The sequence below is a fragment of the Comamonas sp. genome (assembly GCF_009360615.1).
GTDB lineage: Bacteria > Pseudomonadota > Gammaproteobacteria > Burkholderiales > Burkholderiaceae_C > Comamonas.
Genome location: NZ_SPEY01000063.1, coordinates 1 through 14,710, shown reverse-complemented (window position 1 = coordinate 14,710; position 14,710 = coordinate 1). Strand labels below are relative to the sequence as shown.

General features: G+C 62.1%; 16 protein-coding genes. All 16 read right to left on the bottom strand.

What is annotated here, in order from left to right; translation table 11 throughout:
• Positions 1–3: 3 nt before the first annotated feature.
• The gene (locus E2583_RS16880) at positions 4–651 is read right to left on the bottom strand and encodes a LysE family translocator (protein ID WP_291597375.1); all 648 of its coding nucleotides are present in this window, start codon (positions 649–651) and stop codon (positions 4–6) included.
• Between the two features lie 78 nt (positions 652–729).
• Positions 730–1,620 carry a DMT family transporter gene (locus E2583_RS16875; RefSeq protein ID WP_043370942.1) on the bottom strand — a complete coding sequence of 297 codons (891 nt, stop codon included), beginning with the start codon at positions 1,618–1,620 and terminating at the stop codon, positions 730–732.
• Positions 1,621–1,815: 195 nt separating this feature from the next.
• Positions 1,816–2,538: a GTP cyclohydrolase I gene (gene folE / locus E2583_RS16870; RefSeq protein WP_003058469.1), complete on the bottom strand. Its 723-nt coding sequence runs from the start codon at positions 2,536–2,538 to the stop codon at positions 1,816–1,818.
• 171 nt (positions 2,539–2,709) lie between these two features.
• Positions 2,710–3,474, bottom strand: a complete 765-nt coding sequence (locus E2583_RS16865) for an endonuclease/exonuclease/phosphatase family protein (protein ID WP_291597374.1) — start codon at positions 3,472–3,474, stop codon at positions 2,710–2,712.
• 14 nt (positions 3,475–3,488) lie between these two features.
• Positions 3,489–3,992: a dihydroneopterin triphosphate diphosphatase gene (gene nudB / locus E2583_RS16860; RefSeq protein WP_291597373.1), complete on the bottom strand. Its 504-nt coding sequence runs from the start codon at positions 3,990–3,992 to the stop codon at positions 3,489–3,491.
• 242 nt (positions 3,993–4,234) lie between these two features.
• On the bottom strand, positions 4,235–6,064 hold the full coding sequence (aspS, locus tag E2583_RS16855; RefSeq protein ID WP_291597372.1) for an aspartate--tRNA ligase: 1,830 nt from the start codon (positions 6,062–6,064) through the stop codon (positions 4,235–4,237).
• Between the two features lie 18 nt (positions 6,065–6,082).
• Entirely contained in the window at positions 6,083–6,727 is a 645-nt protein-coding gene (locus tag E2583_RS16850) for a DUF502 domain-containing protein (RefSeq protein ID WP_291597371.1), read from the bottom strand.
• A 14-nt stretch (positions 6,728–6,741) separates the two neighbouring features.
• Entirely contained in the window at positions 6,742–7,014 is a 273-nt protein-coding gene (locus E2583_RS16845) for an FmdB family zinc ribbon protein (RefSeq protein WP_003058474.1), read from the bottom strand.
• 101 nt (positions 7,015–7,115) lie between these two features.
• Positions 7,116–8,567, bottom strand: coding sequence for a sodium:solute symporter family protein (locus E2583_RS16840; protein WP_291597370.1), 1,452 nt, complete (start codon positions 8,565–8,567; stop codon positions 7,116–7,118).
• A 35-nt stretch (positions 8,568–8,602) separates the two neighbouring features.
• A complete protein-coding gene (gene ubiB / locus E2583_RS16835; protein ID WP_291597369.1) occupies positions 8,603–10,171 on the bottom strand; it encodes a ubiquinone biosynthesis regulatory protein kinase UbiB in 1,569 nt (522 codons plus the stop codon).
• Positions 10,168–10,779, bottom strand: a complete 612-nt coding sequence (locus E2583_RS16830; RefSeq protein WP_291597368.1) for a hypothetical protein — start codon at positions 10,777–10,779, stop codon at positions 10,168–10,170. Before E2583_RS16830 ends, ubiB begins: the two co-directional genes overlap by 4 nt.
• 139 nt (positions 10,780–10,918) lie before the next feature.
• Entirely contained in the window at positions 10,919–11,917 is a 999-nt protein-coding gene (locus E2583_RS16825; protein ID WP_291597367.1) for a Tim44 domain-containing protein, read from the bottom strand.
• Positions 11,918–11,968: 51 nt separating this feature from the next.
• The gene (gene ubiE / locus E2583_RS16820; protein ID WP_291597366.1) at positions 11,969–12,700 is read right to left on the bottom strand and encodes a bifunctional demethylmenaquinone methyltransferase/2-methoxy-6-polyprenyl-1,4-benzoquinol methylase UbiE; all 732 of its coding nucleotides are present in this window, start codon (positions 12,698–12,700) and stop codon (positions 11,969–11,971) included.
• Positions 12,701–12,942: 242 nt separating this feature from the next.
• Entirely contained in the window at positions 12,943–13,362 is a 420-nt protein-coding gene (locus E2583_RS16815) for a DUF971 domain-containing protein (RefSeq protein WP_291597365.1), read from the bottom strand.
• Between the two features lie 73 nt (positions 13,363–13,435).
• Complete coding sequence (locus E2583_RS16810) at positions 13,436–13,873, bottom strand: HIT family protein (RefSeq protein ID WP_291597364.1); 438 nt, start codon at positions 13,871–13,873, stop codon at positions 13,436–13,438.
• Positions 13,874–14,015: 142 nt separating this feature from the next.
• The coding region (locus E2583_RS16805; RefSeq protein WP_291597363.1) for a (Fe-S)-binding protein at positions 14,016–14,710 on the bottom strand (695 nt) is incomplete at its 5' end.

The window sequence follows — 14,710 nt, the reverse complement described above, 5'->3', positions numbered from 1 at the left end:
TCGCTACCTCTGCACCATCACCAGGCGCAGCGCCAGCGCGCCGAAGACGGTGGCGGCAATGCGGTTGAGCCAGCGCTGGGCGCTGGCGGAGCGCTGCAGCAGCTGGCCGAACAGACCCGAGAAACAGGCGATGGAGCCGAACACCAGCCAGGCCGCCAGCATGAACACGCAGCCCAGCACCATGACCTGAAGCGCGACGCTGCCGCGAGCCGGGTCGGTGAACTGGGGCAGGAAGGCCAGAAAGAAGATCAGCACCTTGGGATTGGTGAGGTTCATGAGCACACCGCGGCCCATCCAGCGCATGGCAGCTCTCAAGCTCAGCACATCGCGCTCGGTCTGCGCCCTGGCAGTTTCCTCGACATGCACGGGCGCACGCCAGGCTCCCCAGGCCAGATAGGCCAGATAGGCAGCACCGCAGAGCTTGAGCACCGTGAACAGCATGGGCGAAGCGGCCACCACGGCCGCCAGGCCCAGTGCCACCGCCGCCGTGTGCCCGACAATGCCCAGACACAGGCCTGCCACCACGCACAGCCCCACGCGCCAGCCGCGCTGGGCCGATTGCACCAGCACAAACAGATTGTCGGGGCCGGGGCTCAGGCCCAGCAGCAGGGCCACGCCAAAGAATGTGATCAGGACTTCCCAGGTCGGCATTGTCAGGTCTCTTCAAAAAAACAGCGGCTTGCGATCCATCGGCAAAGGCTGCAGGCCGATTCGATGCATCCGCCCATTTCAACCCAGCCCCAGAGCGGTCACGCCCAGAGCGATCATGATGGCGCCGGCGATGCGCAAGGCCCGGTCGCCCTCGCCCAGCAGCCTGCCGCCGATCAGGGCCGCGAACAGCATGGACACCTCGCGCGCAGGCGCGACATGGGAGATGGGCGCGCTTTGCACCGCATACAGCACCAGCACATAGGCAATGGGACTGAAAAACGCCACCACGGCCGCATAGCGCCACTGCAGACGCCACAGGCGCTTGGTCTCGGGCCAGTCCCGGGCGGCCAGCGGCGCCAGAATCACCAGCCGGATCAGATTGCCCATATAGTCCAACAGAATCGGCGACATCATCAGCATCTTGACGGCATAGCTGTCCACCACCGTGTAGCTGGCAATGAACAGCCCCGTCAGCAGGCCGTAGTAGAGACCGGACAGCACGCGCTGGCGCGCCTCCAGATCCTGCCCCTCGCGGATGGCAACAATCATGCGCGGGCCGCCCGCGATCAGAAACACGCCCAGCACCACGCCCGCAATGCCGGCAGCACCCAGCGTGGAGATCTGCTCGCCGAGAAAGATCACGGCCACCAGCGAGGAGATCAGCGGCCCGCTGCCGCGCGCCAGCGGATAGACCACCGTCAGGTCGGCCACGCGATAGCCGCGCAGCAGCACTATGAAATAAGCCACATGCAGCACGGCGCTGGCGGTGACGAATGCCCACTCCATCCAGCCCCAGCCAGGCACCACATCCTTGCCCAGCCACCAGCCCAGCGGCAGCCAGATGACGGCGTTGCAGATGGCGGTGTAGAGCGAAAAGCGGGCGTCTCCGCCGGCCTTCTTGGCCACGATGTTCCAGCCCGAATGAATCAGGCCGGCCAGGATGATGAGAGTGAACGCTTGCAGGGACATGGGAGCCGGAAATGCAAAAGGCCGCGCGATGCGCAGCCTTTTGAAAAGAAAAATTCAGTCGCTCATCTGGCCAGGTATGGCCAGTGCGTGATGTGACTGGCGCATCACATGCGAGGGGCGCCAAGCAAGGGCTGACCCGCAGCAAAGGCGTCGTCCCCCCCTGGGGGAAGGCGCGAAGCGCCACAGGGGGATCATTTATTTTCGGGCTGCTATGAGCGAGAGGAATTCGCGGCGCAGTTCGGAGTTGGTGAGGAAGGCACCGCGCATGACGGAGTTCAGCATCTTGGAGTCCATCTCGCGCACGCCGCGCCAGGACATGCAGAAATGCGAGGCTTCCATGACCACGGCCAGTCCGTCGGGACGGGTCTTGTCCATGATCAGATCGGCCAGCTGGATGATGGCTTCTTCCTGAATCTGCGGACGGCCCATGATCCAGTCCACCAGACGCGCGTACTTGGACAGGCCGATCACATTGGTGTTCTTGTTGGGCAGCACGCCGATCCAGATCTTGCCGATCACGGGGCACAGGTGGTGGCTGCAGGCACTGCGCACGGTGATCGGGCCGACGATCATCAGCTCGTTCAGGTGCTCGGCATTGGGGAATTCGGTGATCGCGGGCTGGGCCACATAGCGGCCACGGAAGACCTCGTTCAAATACATCTTGGCCACGCGGCGGGCCGTGGCACGGGTGTTGTGGTCGTGCACGGTGTCGATCACCATGGAATCGAGCACGCCCTGCATCTTCTCCTGCACCTCGTCCAGCATTTTCTCCAGCTCGCCGGGCTCGATGAATTCGGAAATATTGTCGTTGGCGTGAAAACGCTTGTTTGCCGCCTGCAGCCGCTCGCGGATCTTGACCGAGACGGGCGTACCTTCGGCCTGGTTGTCTTTTTTCATATCGGCGAGATCTCTGAACATCCAAGGATGGTACCAGTGAATCAACTTCCCGAAGCTACAAAGGATTTGGCATCCAGAGGCAGATTCACAAGGCGTCGGAAGCTATTGTTTCAGGAGCAATCACTCAATCAGCCTGCACCCGGAGCCAGAGATGGCGAGAAAGGGGAAGGCACAGGGCCGGGCCCAGGGCTGCTACAGCCTGAACTCCGCAATCAGCGGCAGGTGGTCCGACATGCGCCACCAGATGCGCCCCTTGGGTACCTGCAGCCCCAGCGGCGTCAGGCCGCGCACATAGATATGGTCAAGCTGCGCAATCGGCAGCCGCGAGGGATAGGTCAGTATGCCCTGCGTCTCTTCGTACTCGAACAGGCCGAAGCCCGCCAGCATGCGCTTGATCTGATTGCCCCAGTCGTTGAAATCGCCTGCCACCACCAGCGGCGCATTGGGCGGCACCTCACGCTCGATGAAACGCTGCAGCAGTGCAATCTGGCGAACGCGGCTACCCGGAATCAGGCCCAGGTGGACGACGATGGAATGCACGCGCCTGCCGTGGATGTCCAGCTCCACATGCAGCAGGCCGCGCTGCTCGAAGCGGTGGTCCGAGATGTCCTCGTGCTGGTAGCCGATCACCGGCCAGCGGCTGAGCAGGGCATTGCCGTGCTCCCCGTCCCGGGTGTAGGCATTGGTCAGATAAACGGACTCATAGCCTTCCGGAGCCAGGTACTCGGCCTGCGGCACAGCGGGCCAGCGGTCGAAGTACTGCTCCTCCTTGCGGTTCATCTTGCGCACTTCCTGCAGGCAGACGATGTCTGCATCGAGCTGCTCCACCGCGAGTCCCAGATTGTGAATTTCCAGCCGCCTTGCCGGGCCCAGGCCCTGCACCCCCTTGTGAATGTTGTAGGTGGCCACACGCAGGATCTGCGGCTCTGGCGGCGTAAACAACTGAACTTCAGACATAGGCACTGATGATTTCAAGGCTGTTGCCCGCACCGGCGCTCGGCCAGCGCCGGCTCGAAGCGCGGCAACAGCAAAATGGCTTCTGCGTTGGAAGAAGAAAAGCAGCGCCGGGCTGCTTCACGCCAATCATGCCAGGCATATGCGGTGTGCTCCCTGGGGTTCAAGTGCACGCTCATGCCCAGGGGCACACGGAGGCCGAAAACACGCTCCTGGTTGTGGCTGACGCCCGGCGCGTAGCGATGCAGCCATTGTGGATAGATCGCGTAGACGTTCTCGAGTTCCCAGTCCGTCAGGCAACAGTCCGGTGCCAGCGCGTCGATGCCGGTTTCCTCGCGCACCTCGCGTACAGCGGTTTCACGCCAGTCCTCGTCCGGACTGTCCTTGCTGCCCGTGACGGATTGCCAGAAAGGTTCGCCCTCTGGCGCGGCAATGCTGCGGCGCAGCAGCAGCACCTGGCCGTTTTCACGGTAGATCACGACCAGCACGGACTGCGGAATCTTGTAGGGCCTGACTTCCATCACCCCATATTAGCGCGGCCAGGATGGCATCAGCCAGAGTCGCCCTGCTGCTTGATGGCCATCAATATTTATAGCTGCCCTCGCTTTCCAAGCCTTGATCTCACGCCAGAAGCCACCTGAATTTCACTATGAATATGCGCCGGCGGCTCCGAACTTCACCGCAATAAAAAAGCGCCAGCCGCTTTTGCGAACTGGCGCCGGGTGTGAACAGCGCTCGGCGCTGTTCACGGGGAGCTGGGTCATCAAGCTTCGGAGGTGACCACCACGGGATTGCGCAGCTTGATGTGCAGCTCGCGCAGCTGCTTCTCATCCACGGGCGAAGGAGCCTGGGTCAGCAGATCCTGGGCGCGCTGTGTCTTGGGGAAGGCAATCACGTCGCGGATGGAGTCGGAGCCGGTCATCAGCGTGATCAGACGATCCAGGCCGAAGGCCAGGCCGCCGTGGGGAGGTGCGCCGTACTGCAGCGCGTCCAGCAGGTAGCCGAACTTGGCACGTTGCTGTTCGGGCGTGATGTTCAGGGCTTCGAAGACCTTGGCCTGCACGTCGGCGCGGTGGATACGCACCGAGCCGCCGCCCAGCTCCCAGCCGTTCAAGACCATGTCATAGGCCTTGGCGATGCACTTGCCGGGGTCGGTGGCCATGAGTTCCTCGTGGCCGTCCTTGGGCGAGGTGAAGGGATGGTGCACGGCCACCCAGCGGCCGGATTCCTCGTCATGCTCGAACATGGGGAAGTCCACCACCCACAGAGGTGCCCACTTGTCTTCGAACAGGCCGTTCTTCTTGCCGAATTCGCTGTGGCCGACCTTCAGGCGCAGCGCACCGATGGAATCGTTGACGATCTTTTCCTTGTCTGCACCGAAGAACAGCAGATCGCCGCTTTGAGCCCCCGTGCGCTTGATGATTTCGGTCAAGGCAGCATCATGCAGGTTCTTGACGATGGGCGACTGCAGACCAGGCCAACGCTTCTCCGGATCGTCACCAGCACCAATGCTAGCGTCGTTGACCTTGATCCATGCCAGGCCCTTGGCACCGTAGATCTTGACGAACTCGGTGTAGCCGTCGATCTCGCCGCGCGAGATGGCAGCGCCGCCGGGCACGCGCAGGGCCACGACACGGCCGCCCTTGGTGGTGGCGGGGGTGGAGAAGACCTTGAAGTCCACGTCGCCCATGATGTCGGTCAGCTCGGTGAACTCGAGCTTGACGCGCAGGTCGGGCTTGTCCGAACCGAAGCGGAAGGCCGCATCCTGGTAGGTCATGATGGGGAACTCGCCCAGATCCACGTTCAGCTGGGTCTGGAACACTTCCTTGATCATGCGCTGGAAGATGGCACGGATTTCCTCTTCGTTCAGGAACGAAGTTTCGCAGTCGATCTGCGTGAATTCGGGCTGGCGGTCAGCACGCAGGTCTTCGTCGCGGAAGCACTTGGTGATCTGGTAGTAGCGGTCGAAACCCGAGACCATCAGCATCTGCTTGTACAGCTGGGGCGACTGGGGCAGCGCGAAGAACTCGCCATCATGCACACGCGAGGGCACGAGATAGTCGCGGGCGCCTTCGGGCGTGGACTTGCCCAGCATGGGAGTCTCGATGTCGATGAAGCCTTCCTTGTCGAGGAAGTTGCGCACCTGGATGGCGGTCTTGTAGCGCAGCATCATATTGCGCTGCATCACGGGACGGCGCAGATCCATCACGCGATTCGTGAGGCGCACGGTTTCCGACAGATTGTCGTCGTCCAGCTGGAAAGGAGGCGTGACGGACGCATTGAGGACGTTCAGCTCATGGCACAGCACTTCGATCTGGCCGCTCTTGAGCTTGTCGTTGGTAGTGCCGGCGGGACGCGCACGCACCACACCCTTGACCTGCACGCAGAACTCGTTGCGCACGTCTTCGGCCACCTTGAACATCTCGGCGCGGTCGGGATCGCAGACCACCTGCACATAGCCTTCGCGGTCGCGCAGGTCGATGAAGATCACGCCACCATGGTCACGGCGGCGGTTCACCCAGCCGCACAGGGTCACGGTTTCGCCCATTTGGGCTTCGGTCACCAGACCGCAGTATTGAGAACGCATTGCCATGAAAATTCTTCCTGCACCTTAGGGGTGCGACAAGGTTGTTTGTTTGGATTCTTCGATCAGGGCGAGGTCTGGCGGAGCCACCACGCCCATCGAAACAATGTATTTGAGCGCCGCATCCACGCTCATCTCCAGCTCGATGCATTCGCTCTTGCGCACCAGCACGAAATACCCCCCGGTGGGGTTGGGCGTGGTGGGCACAAAGACGCTGACATACTCGTCGCGCAGCAGGGCCGCCACCTCGCCGCTGGGCTGGCCTGTGACGAAAGCCACGGTCCATACGCCCTCGCGCGGCCACTGCACCAGCACCGCCGTGCGAAAAGCGTTGCCGCTGTCGGAGAACACGGTGTCCGAGACCTGCTTGACGCTGGAATAGATGGAGCGCACCACAGGAATGCGGCGTACCAGTGCATCCCCCCAACCCACCAGCTTGCGGCCGATGAAATTGCTGGCAATGCCGCCCACGATCAGCAGAATCAGCAGGGTCAGGATAACGCCAAAGCCCGGAATATGCATGCCCAGCAATCGGTCGGGCTGCCAGGCTTCGGGAAGAATGGCCAGCGTCTGATCCAGCGTTCCGATGATCCAGTTGAGCACGCCCAGCGTGATCACCAGGGGAACGATGACCAGCAAACCGGCAATCAGCCACTTGCGCAATGCAGACATAGTGTGGGTAAGCCTCAGGAATTGGCGGGAGCAGGGGCTGCAGCAGCTGCAGGCGCAGCGGCACTGTCACTGGACGATGAGGTGCTTGCAGCCGGCTTGCTGCCGCTGTTCTTGAAGTCCGTGGCATACCAGCCAGAACCCTTGAGCTGAAAGCCCGGAGCGGTGAGCTGCTTGGAAAAGGCCTCGGCCCCGCAGGCTGGGCACACGGTCAGCGGCGCGTCCGAGATTTTCTGCAGCACATCCTTGGCGTGGCCGCAGGAGCCACACTTGTATGCATAGATAGGCATAGCGCTAAAAACGGGGAAAGTGCAAAAACCCTCAATTATAGGCGCCGCCCCTGGTTTTGCTGCGCTGCGCAAGCAAGCCCCGGCGCTGCCGGTTTGCCCTGTCAATCCCGGATCCCTGCAAAGGACTCGGTTTCACGGTGATGGTTGCGGAGCCACTGGGGCAGCAGCGATCCGGCGAGCATGCCGGCGACCGCTGCCAAAAGACCAGCGAGTTGCTGTGGAAAAGCCTGCCTCAGCGCGGGCGTGACCATGAAGGCCAGCCACACACCGATGCCCAGCGCCACGGCGCTGATCGCGCCCTGGGTGGTGGCACGCTTCCAGTACAGACCGAACACCAGCGGCACGAAGGCCCCCACCAGCGGCACCTGATAGGCGCTGGCGACCAGCTCATAGATGGGCGTGCCTTGCATGACGATCGAATAGGCCAGCACGCAGGCCGCAAACACCAGGACGCTGACGCGCATGGTCCGAAGATTGTCCTTGTCCGAGGTATAGGGACGGAACTGGCGCCAGATGTTCTCGGTGAAGGTCACGCTGGGAGCCAGCAAGGTGGCCGACGCGCAGGACTTGATGGCCGAGAGCAGCGCACCGAAGAACAGCACCTGCATGGCGAACGGCATCTTGTCCATCACCAGGGTGGGCAGCACCTTCTGCGGATCATCGGCCAGCAGTGCCGTGGCTTCGGCGGGCATGATGATGAGCGCACTGGCCACCAGGAACATGGGCACGAAGGCAAAGATCACATAGCAGGCACCGCCGATGATGGTGCCGCGCACGGCCGACTTTTCGGTGTCCGCAGACATCACGCGCTGAAAGATGTCCTGCTGCGGAATCGAGCCGAGCATCATGGTCACGGCAGCGCCGATGAAGAAAACGATTTCATGCAGCGAAGGCTCGGGGAGAAACTTGAAGAGGTCCCGGCTGGTGGCCAGATCGACCACCTTGCCCGCACCGCCCGCCATGTCGCCGGCAAAAATGGCCAGAATCAGCAGGCCGGCCACCAGAATGATCATCTGCACGAAATCCGTCACGGCCACAGACCACATGCCTCCGAACAGCGTGTAGACCAGCACGGAGAGCACGCCGATCGTCATGCCCATGGGAATGCTGACGGCACCGCCCGAGAGCAGGTTGAACACCAGACCCAGTGCCGTGACCTGGGCCGAGACCCAGCCCAGATAGCTGAGCATGATGATCAGCGAGCAGACCACCTCGATAGCCCGGCCGTAGCGCGAGCGGTAATAGTCGCTGATGGTCAGCAGATTCATGCGGTAGAGCTTGGCGGCGAAAAAGCACCCCACCAGAATCAGGCACATGCCCGCGCCGAACGGATCTTCCACCAGCGCATGCAGTCCGCCTTCGATGAACTTGGCAGGCACGCCCAGCACCAGCTCGGACCCGAACCAGGTCGCAAAGGTGGTGGTGATGATCATGTAGAGCGGCAGATGACGGCCGGCAATGGCGAAATCCGCCGTGTTTTTCACACGTTTGGCGGCCCACAGACCAATGCCGATGGTCACGAACAGGTAGACGATCACCAATGAGAGCAGCACGCTGGCACTCCTCGAACTCTAAAGAAGGGGATAGCTCAGAAGCGGATGCGCAGCAGAACCTGCAGCACCACCAGACCGATGACGAAACCGATGCCGCCGCAGAGTATGGCCTGCAGCAAGCGATTGGTCGTTTTCTGCTGCTGCAGCAGCTCCTTGAGCAGAGCCTCGCTGTCTTTGCCGGTGCCATGTCTGGACAGATACTGGTGCAGCACCCGCGGAATATCGGGCAGGATCTTGGCATAACGCGGTGCCTGTGCCTGCAGCTCGTGCCACAGTCGCTGCGGCCCCATCTGATCCAGCATCCATTTCTCGAGGAATGGCTTGGCCGTGCTCCAGAGATCCAGGTTGGGATCAAGCTGGCGCCCCAGGCCTTCGATGTTGAGCAGCGTCTTTTGCAGCAGCACCAGTTGGGGCTGGATCTCGACCTGGAAACGGCGAGAGGTCTGGAACAGGCGCATCAGCACCATGCCCAGCGAGATTTCGGCAAGCGGCCGGTCGAAGTAAGGCTCGCAGACGGCGCGAATGGCGGCTTCCAGCTCCTCGACGCGCGTCGTGGCCGGCACCCAGCCGCTTTCCACGTGCAAGGCGGCCACGCGCTTGTAGTCACGACGGAAGAACGCCAGGAAGTTCTGCGCCAGGTATTCCTTGTCGAACTCGGTCAGCGTGCCGACGATGCCGAAGTCCAGCGAGATATAGCGCCCGAAGGTATCGGGCTCCAGGCTGACCATGATGTTGCCCGGGTGCATGTCGGCATGAAAGAAGCCGTCGCGGAACACCTGGGTAAAAAAGATGGTCACGCCATCGCGCGCCAGCTTGGGAATGTCCACGCCGGCTTCGCGCAAGCGCTCGACCTGGCTGATGGGCACGCCCTTCATGCGCTCCATCACCAGCACGTCGGTGTGGCAGTAATCCCAGTGGATCTCGGGGATCAGCACCAGGTCCAGCCCCTCCATGTTGCGGCGCAGTTGCGCGGCATTGGAGGCCTCTCGGATCAGGTCCAGCTCGTCGTGCAGGTAGTTGTCGAACTCGGCAACCACTTCCTTGGGCTTGAGACGCTTGCCATCCCGGGAGAGCTTTTCCAGCCAGCTCGCCATCATGTGCATCAGCGCCAGATCCTTGTCGATCACGGACTTCATGCCCGGGCGCAGCACCTTGACGGCCACATCGTGCTCGACGCCGGCCTTGTCGCGAATCCGGGCAAAGTGCACCTGTGCGATCGAGGCGCTGGCCACCGGCTCGCGCTCGAAGCTGATGAAGATCTGCTCCAGCGGCTTGCGAAAGGATCGCTCGATGGTGTCCACCGCGATCTGGGGATCGAACGGAGGCACGCGGTCCTGCAGCTTGGCCAGCTCCTCGGCCACATCGGGCGGCATCAGGTCGCTGCGCGTGGACAGCACCTGACCGAACTTCACGAAGATCGGCCCCAGCTCTTCCAGCGCCTCGCGCAGGCGCACGCCGCGTGGCTTGTCCAGCTTGCGGCCGAAGGTCAGCACGCCGCGCAGGCTGCGCAGTCGTGGATGCGGGATCCCGGAGAGCACCAGCTCGTCGAGTCCATAACGAAACACCACCCAGAGGATGGCCCAGCCTCGCAGAAAGCGGCTCATGGCTGTATGTGATCGGCGCCGGGCATGGCTGCGACGGGTGCCGTGCTGGCAGGATGGGCCACATCGCCCGCGGAGGCCGGCTTGCCGCCCATGCGTGCGCCGACGAACTGTCGCAGCCCCTGAGCCGCCGTGCGGGCCACCTTGGCGAGGGTATGGGCCGGCACATCGCCAATCAGGCGGGCCAGATCCTCCTCCACGTCCCACTTGACGTTGTCCACCAGCCAGTTGATCTCGGCGGCAAACTGCACATCGCCTTCGATGCGGATGCTGGGCTTGTCGCCACGCAAGGCTGTCTGGGCCAGCGACAGCGCAGAGGTCTCCGTGACTTCCAGCATGAGATCGGGCGCGGCTTCGGCTGGAGCCAGGTCGAACAGACCGGCAGGGGTGACCAGCAAGGCGACCGAGTACTGGCGCCATTGCACGCGCGCAATACGGCCTTTCTGGCGCACGAGGCGATCACTGGCCTCTTTTTCCTGCATGAGCACATGGTTGAGGAAAAGCACCAGACGCTGATGCATCTCACTCACCAGCCATTCGGGAGCTTGGGGGCCGGCCATCACGCGTTCGACGAGACCGCCCAGAAAAGAAAAAGGGGACTGTGTTGCCATAGTCCCCGATTATTCATGAAATTGATTCCCCCCTGTGGCGCTTTGCGCCTTCCCCCCAAGGGGGACGGCACCATCGCTGCAGGGCGGCCCATGCTTGGAGCCCCTTGCATGGGTCGCGATCAATCCCCGCCTGCAGTGCTTATTGCAGCGCCTGCACGCCAGCCACCAGCCAGCCGCTGGCGCCACTCTTGGGCTTGGTCATGTTCCAGACTTCGCGGAAAGGACTGGGGCCTGCCGAGGCCTCTTCGCGGATCATGCCGGAGAACTCGACGCTGGCCATGTAGCCATTGCCCAGGTCCTCGATACCCAGCAACTGCGCATCGATCATCAGCACATCGGTGTGGTTGGGCTCGCCCGCGCGCTGGGTCTCGCGTTCGGACAACTGGCTGCGGATTTCAGAGAGCATCTCGTCCGTCATCATGGAGCGCAGGGTCGTGATGTCGGAACGATCCCAGGCCGACTGCAACGTCACGAAGTTGCGCTTGGCCGCAGTGAGAAAGCCTTCCGCATCGAAATCCGCAGGCACGCCCCAGTTCTGCGAACCAGACAGTGCAGATCCGATCATGGAGCCGCCGGCCGCCGCTGCAGCTTCGGGAATATGGTTCTGCTCCCAAGGACGAGCCGATGCGTCGTTGCCGACTTTTTCAGGGTTGTACTGGCGTGCCTGGGGAGCGTTGGCATCACCGCCCAGATTGCCTGCACCCTGAAAGGCGAAAGGGCTGTGATTGCTCTGCATGGCAGGCGCAGGCTTGCGGCGGCGCATGATCATGCCGATCACCACCATGATCACCATGGCCAGCAGACCGAACATCAGCATATTGGCAAAGGCCTCGCCCATGCCCAGGGAGTTGGCCAGCCAGGCCAGGCCCAGGCCTGCGGCCAGGCCGCCCAGCATCGCACCCCAGGGCTTCTTGGGGGCTGCCGCCGGTGTTGCAGGCGGGGCAGCACGGTTTTGCTGCGCCGCATTCTGCTGCCCAGCCTGCTGAGTATTCTGAGCGGGAGCACGAGAAGCTTCGCGCTGAGTGACGTTGCCCGACTGCTTGCCGAACGATGAACCACCGCCCATACGCTTGGCATCGGCCTGACCATGTGCCACCACCAGCATTGCCACCAAGGCGATTGACCAAAGTTTCTTCATCTCATCTCCCTTCTTCTAGAAAGTCGCTACAAATCTGCACACAAGGCGTGCTCAACACTTGATTCCCACATGCAAGGCACAGACGCCTCCTGTCATGTTGTGATAGTCCACATGGCCAAAGCCGCATTGCTGCATCAAGGCCTTGAGTTCTTTCTGTCCCGGATGCATGCGAATGGACTCGGCCAGGTAGCGATAGCTTTCGGCATCGCCGGCAATCATCCTGCCCATGGCCGGCAAAATCTTGAACGAATACCAGTCATAGGCCTTCTCCAGAGGCTTGGCCACCTTGGAGAACTCCAGCACCAGCAGTTTGCCGCCCGGACGCAGGACGCGGTTCATTTCCTTGAGTGCGACATCCTTGTGCGTCATGTTGCGAAGACCGAAGGCCACGCTGACCAGATCGAAATAGTTGTCGGCAAACGGCAGCTTTTCCGCATCGCAGACCAGGGTGGGCAGGATCACGCCCTTGTCGGTCAAACGGTCGCGCCCCACGCGCAGCATGGCTTCATTGATGTCGGTGTGCACCACCTGACCGCTGGCTCCGACCTTCTTGGAAAAAGCCAGGGACAGATCCCCTGTACCGCCCGCGATATCCAGGGCCTTGTCGCCTTCCTTGAGGTTGGCCACCATCAGCGTGTACGCCTTCCATGCGCGGTGCAGACCACCCGACATCACGTCGTTCATGACGTCGTACTTGGAAGCCACGGAGTCGAACACACCGCGTACGCGCGATGCCTTCTCGCTTTCATCAACAGTCTGGAATCCGAAGTGTGTGGAGCTCATAACAAAGAATGCTAAGCAGGCAGTGCTTGCGCGTACAGCGACAACCCCGTATGGCTACAGGCTTTGAAGCACTATGGTTTTTGGAAAGAATTCGCCTCGCACGCTTATTACGCAAGCGCTGCAAGCTATTGGAAATATAGCACCAGCCTCAATAACCCTGCGCCGCAAGCATGGACGATGTGGCGTGTGCGGGACGTTGCGGCCGGCTTGGGGCCGATGTGCAAGTCCCTCGGGACCCATGCTCAATGCACGCTGCAGCCATGGCCGCCGGCCCCCTTCTCGGGCATGGGCGTGTCGCGATCCAGCCCTGCCTCCTGCAGGCGCTGGAGATATTGCTGCCACAGCGCATCCTGCTGGCTGCCCAGCTGGTAGAGGTATTCCCAGGTGTACAGACCGCTCTCGTGCCCATCGCTGAAGAAGGGCTTGATGGCGTAGTTGCCCACCGGCTCGATGGTGCTGATGCCCACATCGCGCTTGCCGGTCTGCAGCACCTCCTGGCCCGGACCGTGGCCCTGGACTTCGGCCGAGGGCGAGTACACGCGCAGCAGCTCGAACGGAATCCGGAAAGTCTTGCCGTCCGAATAAGAGACCTCCAGCACGCGCGATGCACCATGCACGGTCAGCGACTGGGGGGTGGGAGTATTGGCTTGCAGTCCTGCCATGGTTTTCTCCTAATCAATGCATAAAAGGGCAGCCCGGAGCTGCCCTTTGGATCTCCCGACGGAGACGAAAACATCACGCAGCCCAGCGGGCCAGTGCCTTTTGCAGCATCTCGTCCACCTGCGGCAGCTGGCGGGCAATCGCCGCTTCTCGGGCTTCATCGCGCTCGCGCTGGGCTCCAGCCCAGACCGAAGCGGGAAAGTGGCTGTCCCAGTCGTAGCGCGCAATCACATGCCAGTGGAGATGCGCCACCATGTTACCGAGCGCCGCCAGATTGATCTTGGTCGGAGCCAGTTGCTCGCGCAGCACGCGCTCGACCAGGGCCACGACATCCATGCAGACCATGCGATCGGTGGCGCTCAGATCCGAGAACTCGGCGGCATGATCATTCCAGACCACGCGATAAAAGGCCGGAAAGCCCTGCTCGGCGGCCCGGATCACGCGCAGCTTGTCGCCGCGCCAGACCAGCGCACCGCCATCGGCAATGCACAGGGGACAATTTTCAACCAACATCCGAAATCTCCATTGCAATGCTTCTTACCCACATCACTGCGATGTGACCCCAGCGCAGGCCAGGGACATCGAGGAAGGGCCTATGCCGGCCGCGCCGCCCCGCGCCGAAGGCGTCGTCCGGCGCGAAGCGACTCAGGGGACATCACACCAGCACGCGCTCGATACCGCCCTGGTTGGCGCGCTGGACATACTCCGCCATCCAGTTCTCGCCCAGGATATCGCGCGCCATCTCGACCACGATGTAGTCGGCTTCGAGCAGACCGTTGTTCAGGTCGTTGCCGTAGCGACTCAGGCCCTGCAGGCAGCTGGGGCAGCTCGTCAGGATCTTGACGTTGTCCTGGGCCCCCAGCTGACCGCTGTCGCGCAATGCAGCCTCGCCCTTGCGGATCTCTTCGGTCTTGCGGAAGCGGATCTGCGTGGAGATGTCGGGGCGCGTCACGCCCAGCGTGCCGGACTCGCCACAGCAGCGCTCGCTCTTGAGCACGTTGTCGCCCATCAAGGCCTTGACGGTCTTCATCGGGTCCTGCTGCTTCATGGGCGTATGGCAGGGGTCGTGGTAGAGATAGGCGCCATTGTTCTGCAGCGTGATGCCCTTCTCGAGCAGATATTCGTGGATGTCGATGATGCGGCAACCGGGGAAGATCTTGTCGAACTGGTAGCCCTGCAACTGGTCAAAGCAGGTTCCGCAGCTCACCACCACGGTCTTGATGTCCAGGTAGTTGAGCGTGGTCGCCACACGATGGAAGAGCACACGGTTGTCCGTGATCATCTTCTCGGCCTTGTCGAACTGGCCCGAGCCGCGCTGGGGATAGCCGCAGCACAGATAGCCGGGCGGCA

Coding starts and splice junctions, on each gene's coding strand:
- E2583_RS16880 (WP_291597375.1), bottom strand. CDS start 651: ATGCCGACCTGGGAAGTCCTGATCACATTCTTTGGCGTGGCCCTGCTG.
- E2583_RS16875 (WP_043370942.1), bottom strand. CDS start 1,620: ATGTCCCTGCAAGCGTTCACTCTCATCATCCTGGCCGGCCTGATTCAT.
- folE (WP_003058469.1), bottom strand. CDS start 2,538: ATGTTCAGAGATCTCGCCGATATGAAAAAAGACAACCAGGCCGAAGGT.
- E2583_RS16865 (WP_291597374.1), bottom strand. CDS start 3,474: ATGTCTGAAGTTCAGTTGTTTACGCCGCCAGAGCCGCAGATCCTGCGT.
- nudB (WP_291597373.1), bottom strand. CDS start 3,992: ATGGAAGTCAGGCCCTACAAGATTCCGCAGTCCGTGCTGGTCGTGATC.
- aspS (WP_291597372.1), bottom strand. CDS start 6,064: ATGGCAATGCGTTCTCAATACTGCGGTCTGGTGACCGAAGCCCAAATG.
- E2583_RS16850 (WP_291597371.1), bottom strand. CDS start 6,727: ATGTCTGCATTGCGCAAGTGGCTGATTGCCGGTTTGCTGGTCATCGTT.
- E2583_RS16845 (WP_003058474.1), bottom strand. CDS start 7,014: ATGCCTATCTATGCATACAAGTGTGGCTCCTGCGGCCACGCCAAGGAT.
- ubiB (WP_291597369.1), bottom strand. CDS start 10,171: ATGAGCCGCTTTCTGCGAGGCTGGGCCATCCTCTGGGTGGTGTTTCGT.
- E2583_RS16830 (WP_291597368.1), bottom strand. CDS start 10,779: ATGGCAACACAGTCCCCTTTTTCTTTTCTGGGCGGTCTCGTCGAACGC.
- E2583_RS16825 (WP_291597367.1), bottom strand. CDS start 11,917: ATGAAGAAACTTTGGTCAATCGCCTTGGTGGCAATGCTGGTGGTGGCA.
- ubiE (WP_291597366.1), bottom strand. CDS start 12,700: ATGAGCTCCACACACTTCGGATTCCAGACTGTTGATGAAAGCGAGAAG.
- E2583_RS16815 (WP_291597365.1), bottom strand. CDS start 13,362: ATGGCAGGACTGCAAGCCAATACTCCCACCCCCCAGTCGCTGACCGTG.
- E2583_RS16810 (WP_291597364.1), bottom strand. CDS start 13,873: ATGTTGGTTGAAAATTGTCCCCTGTGCATTGCCGATGGCGGTGCGCTG.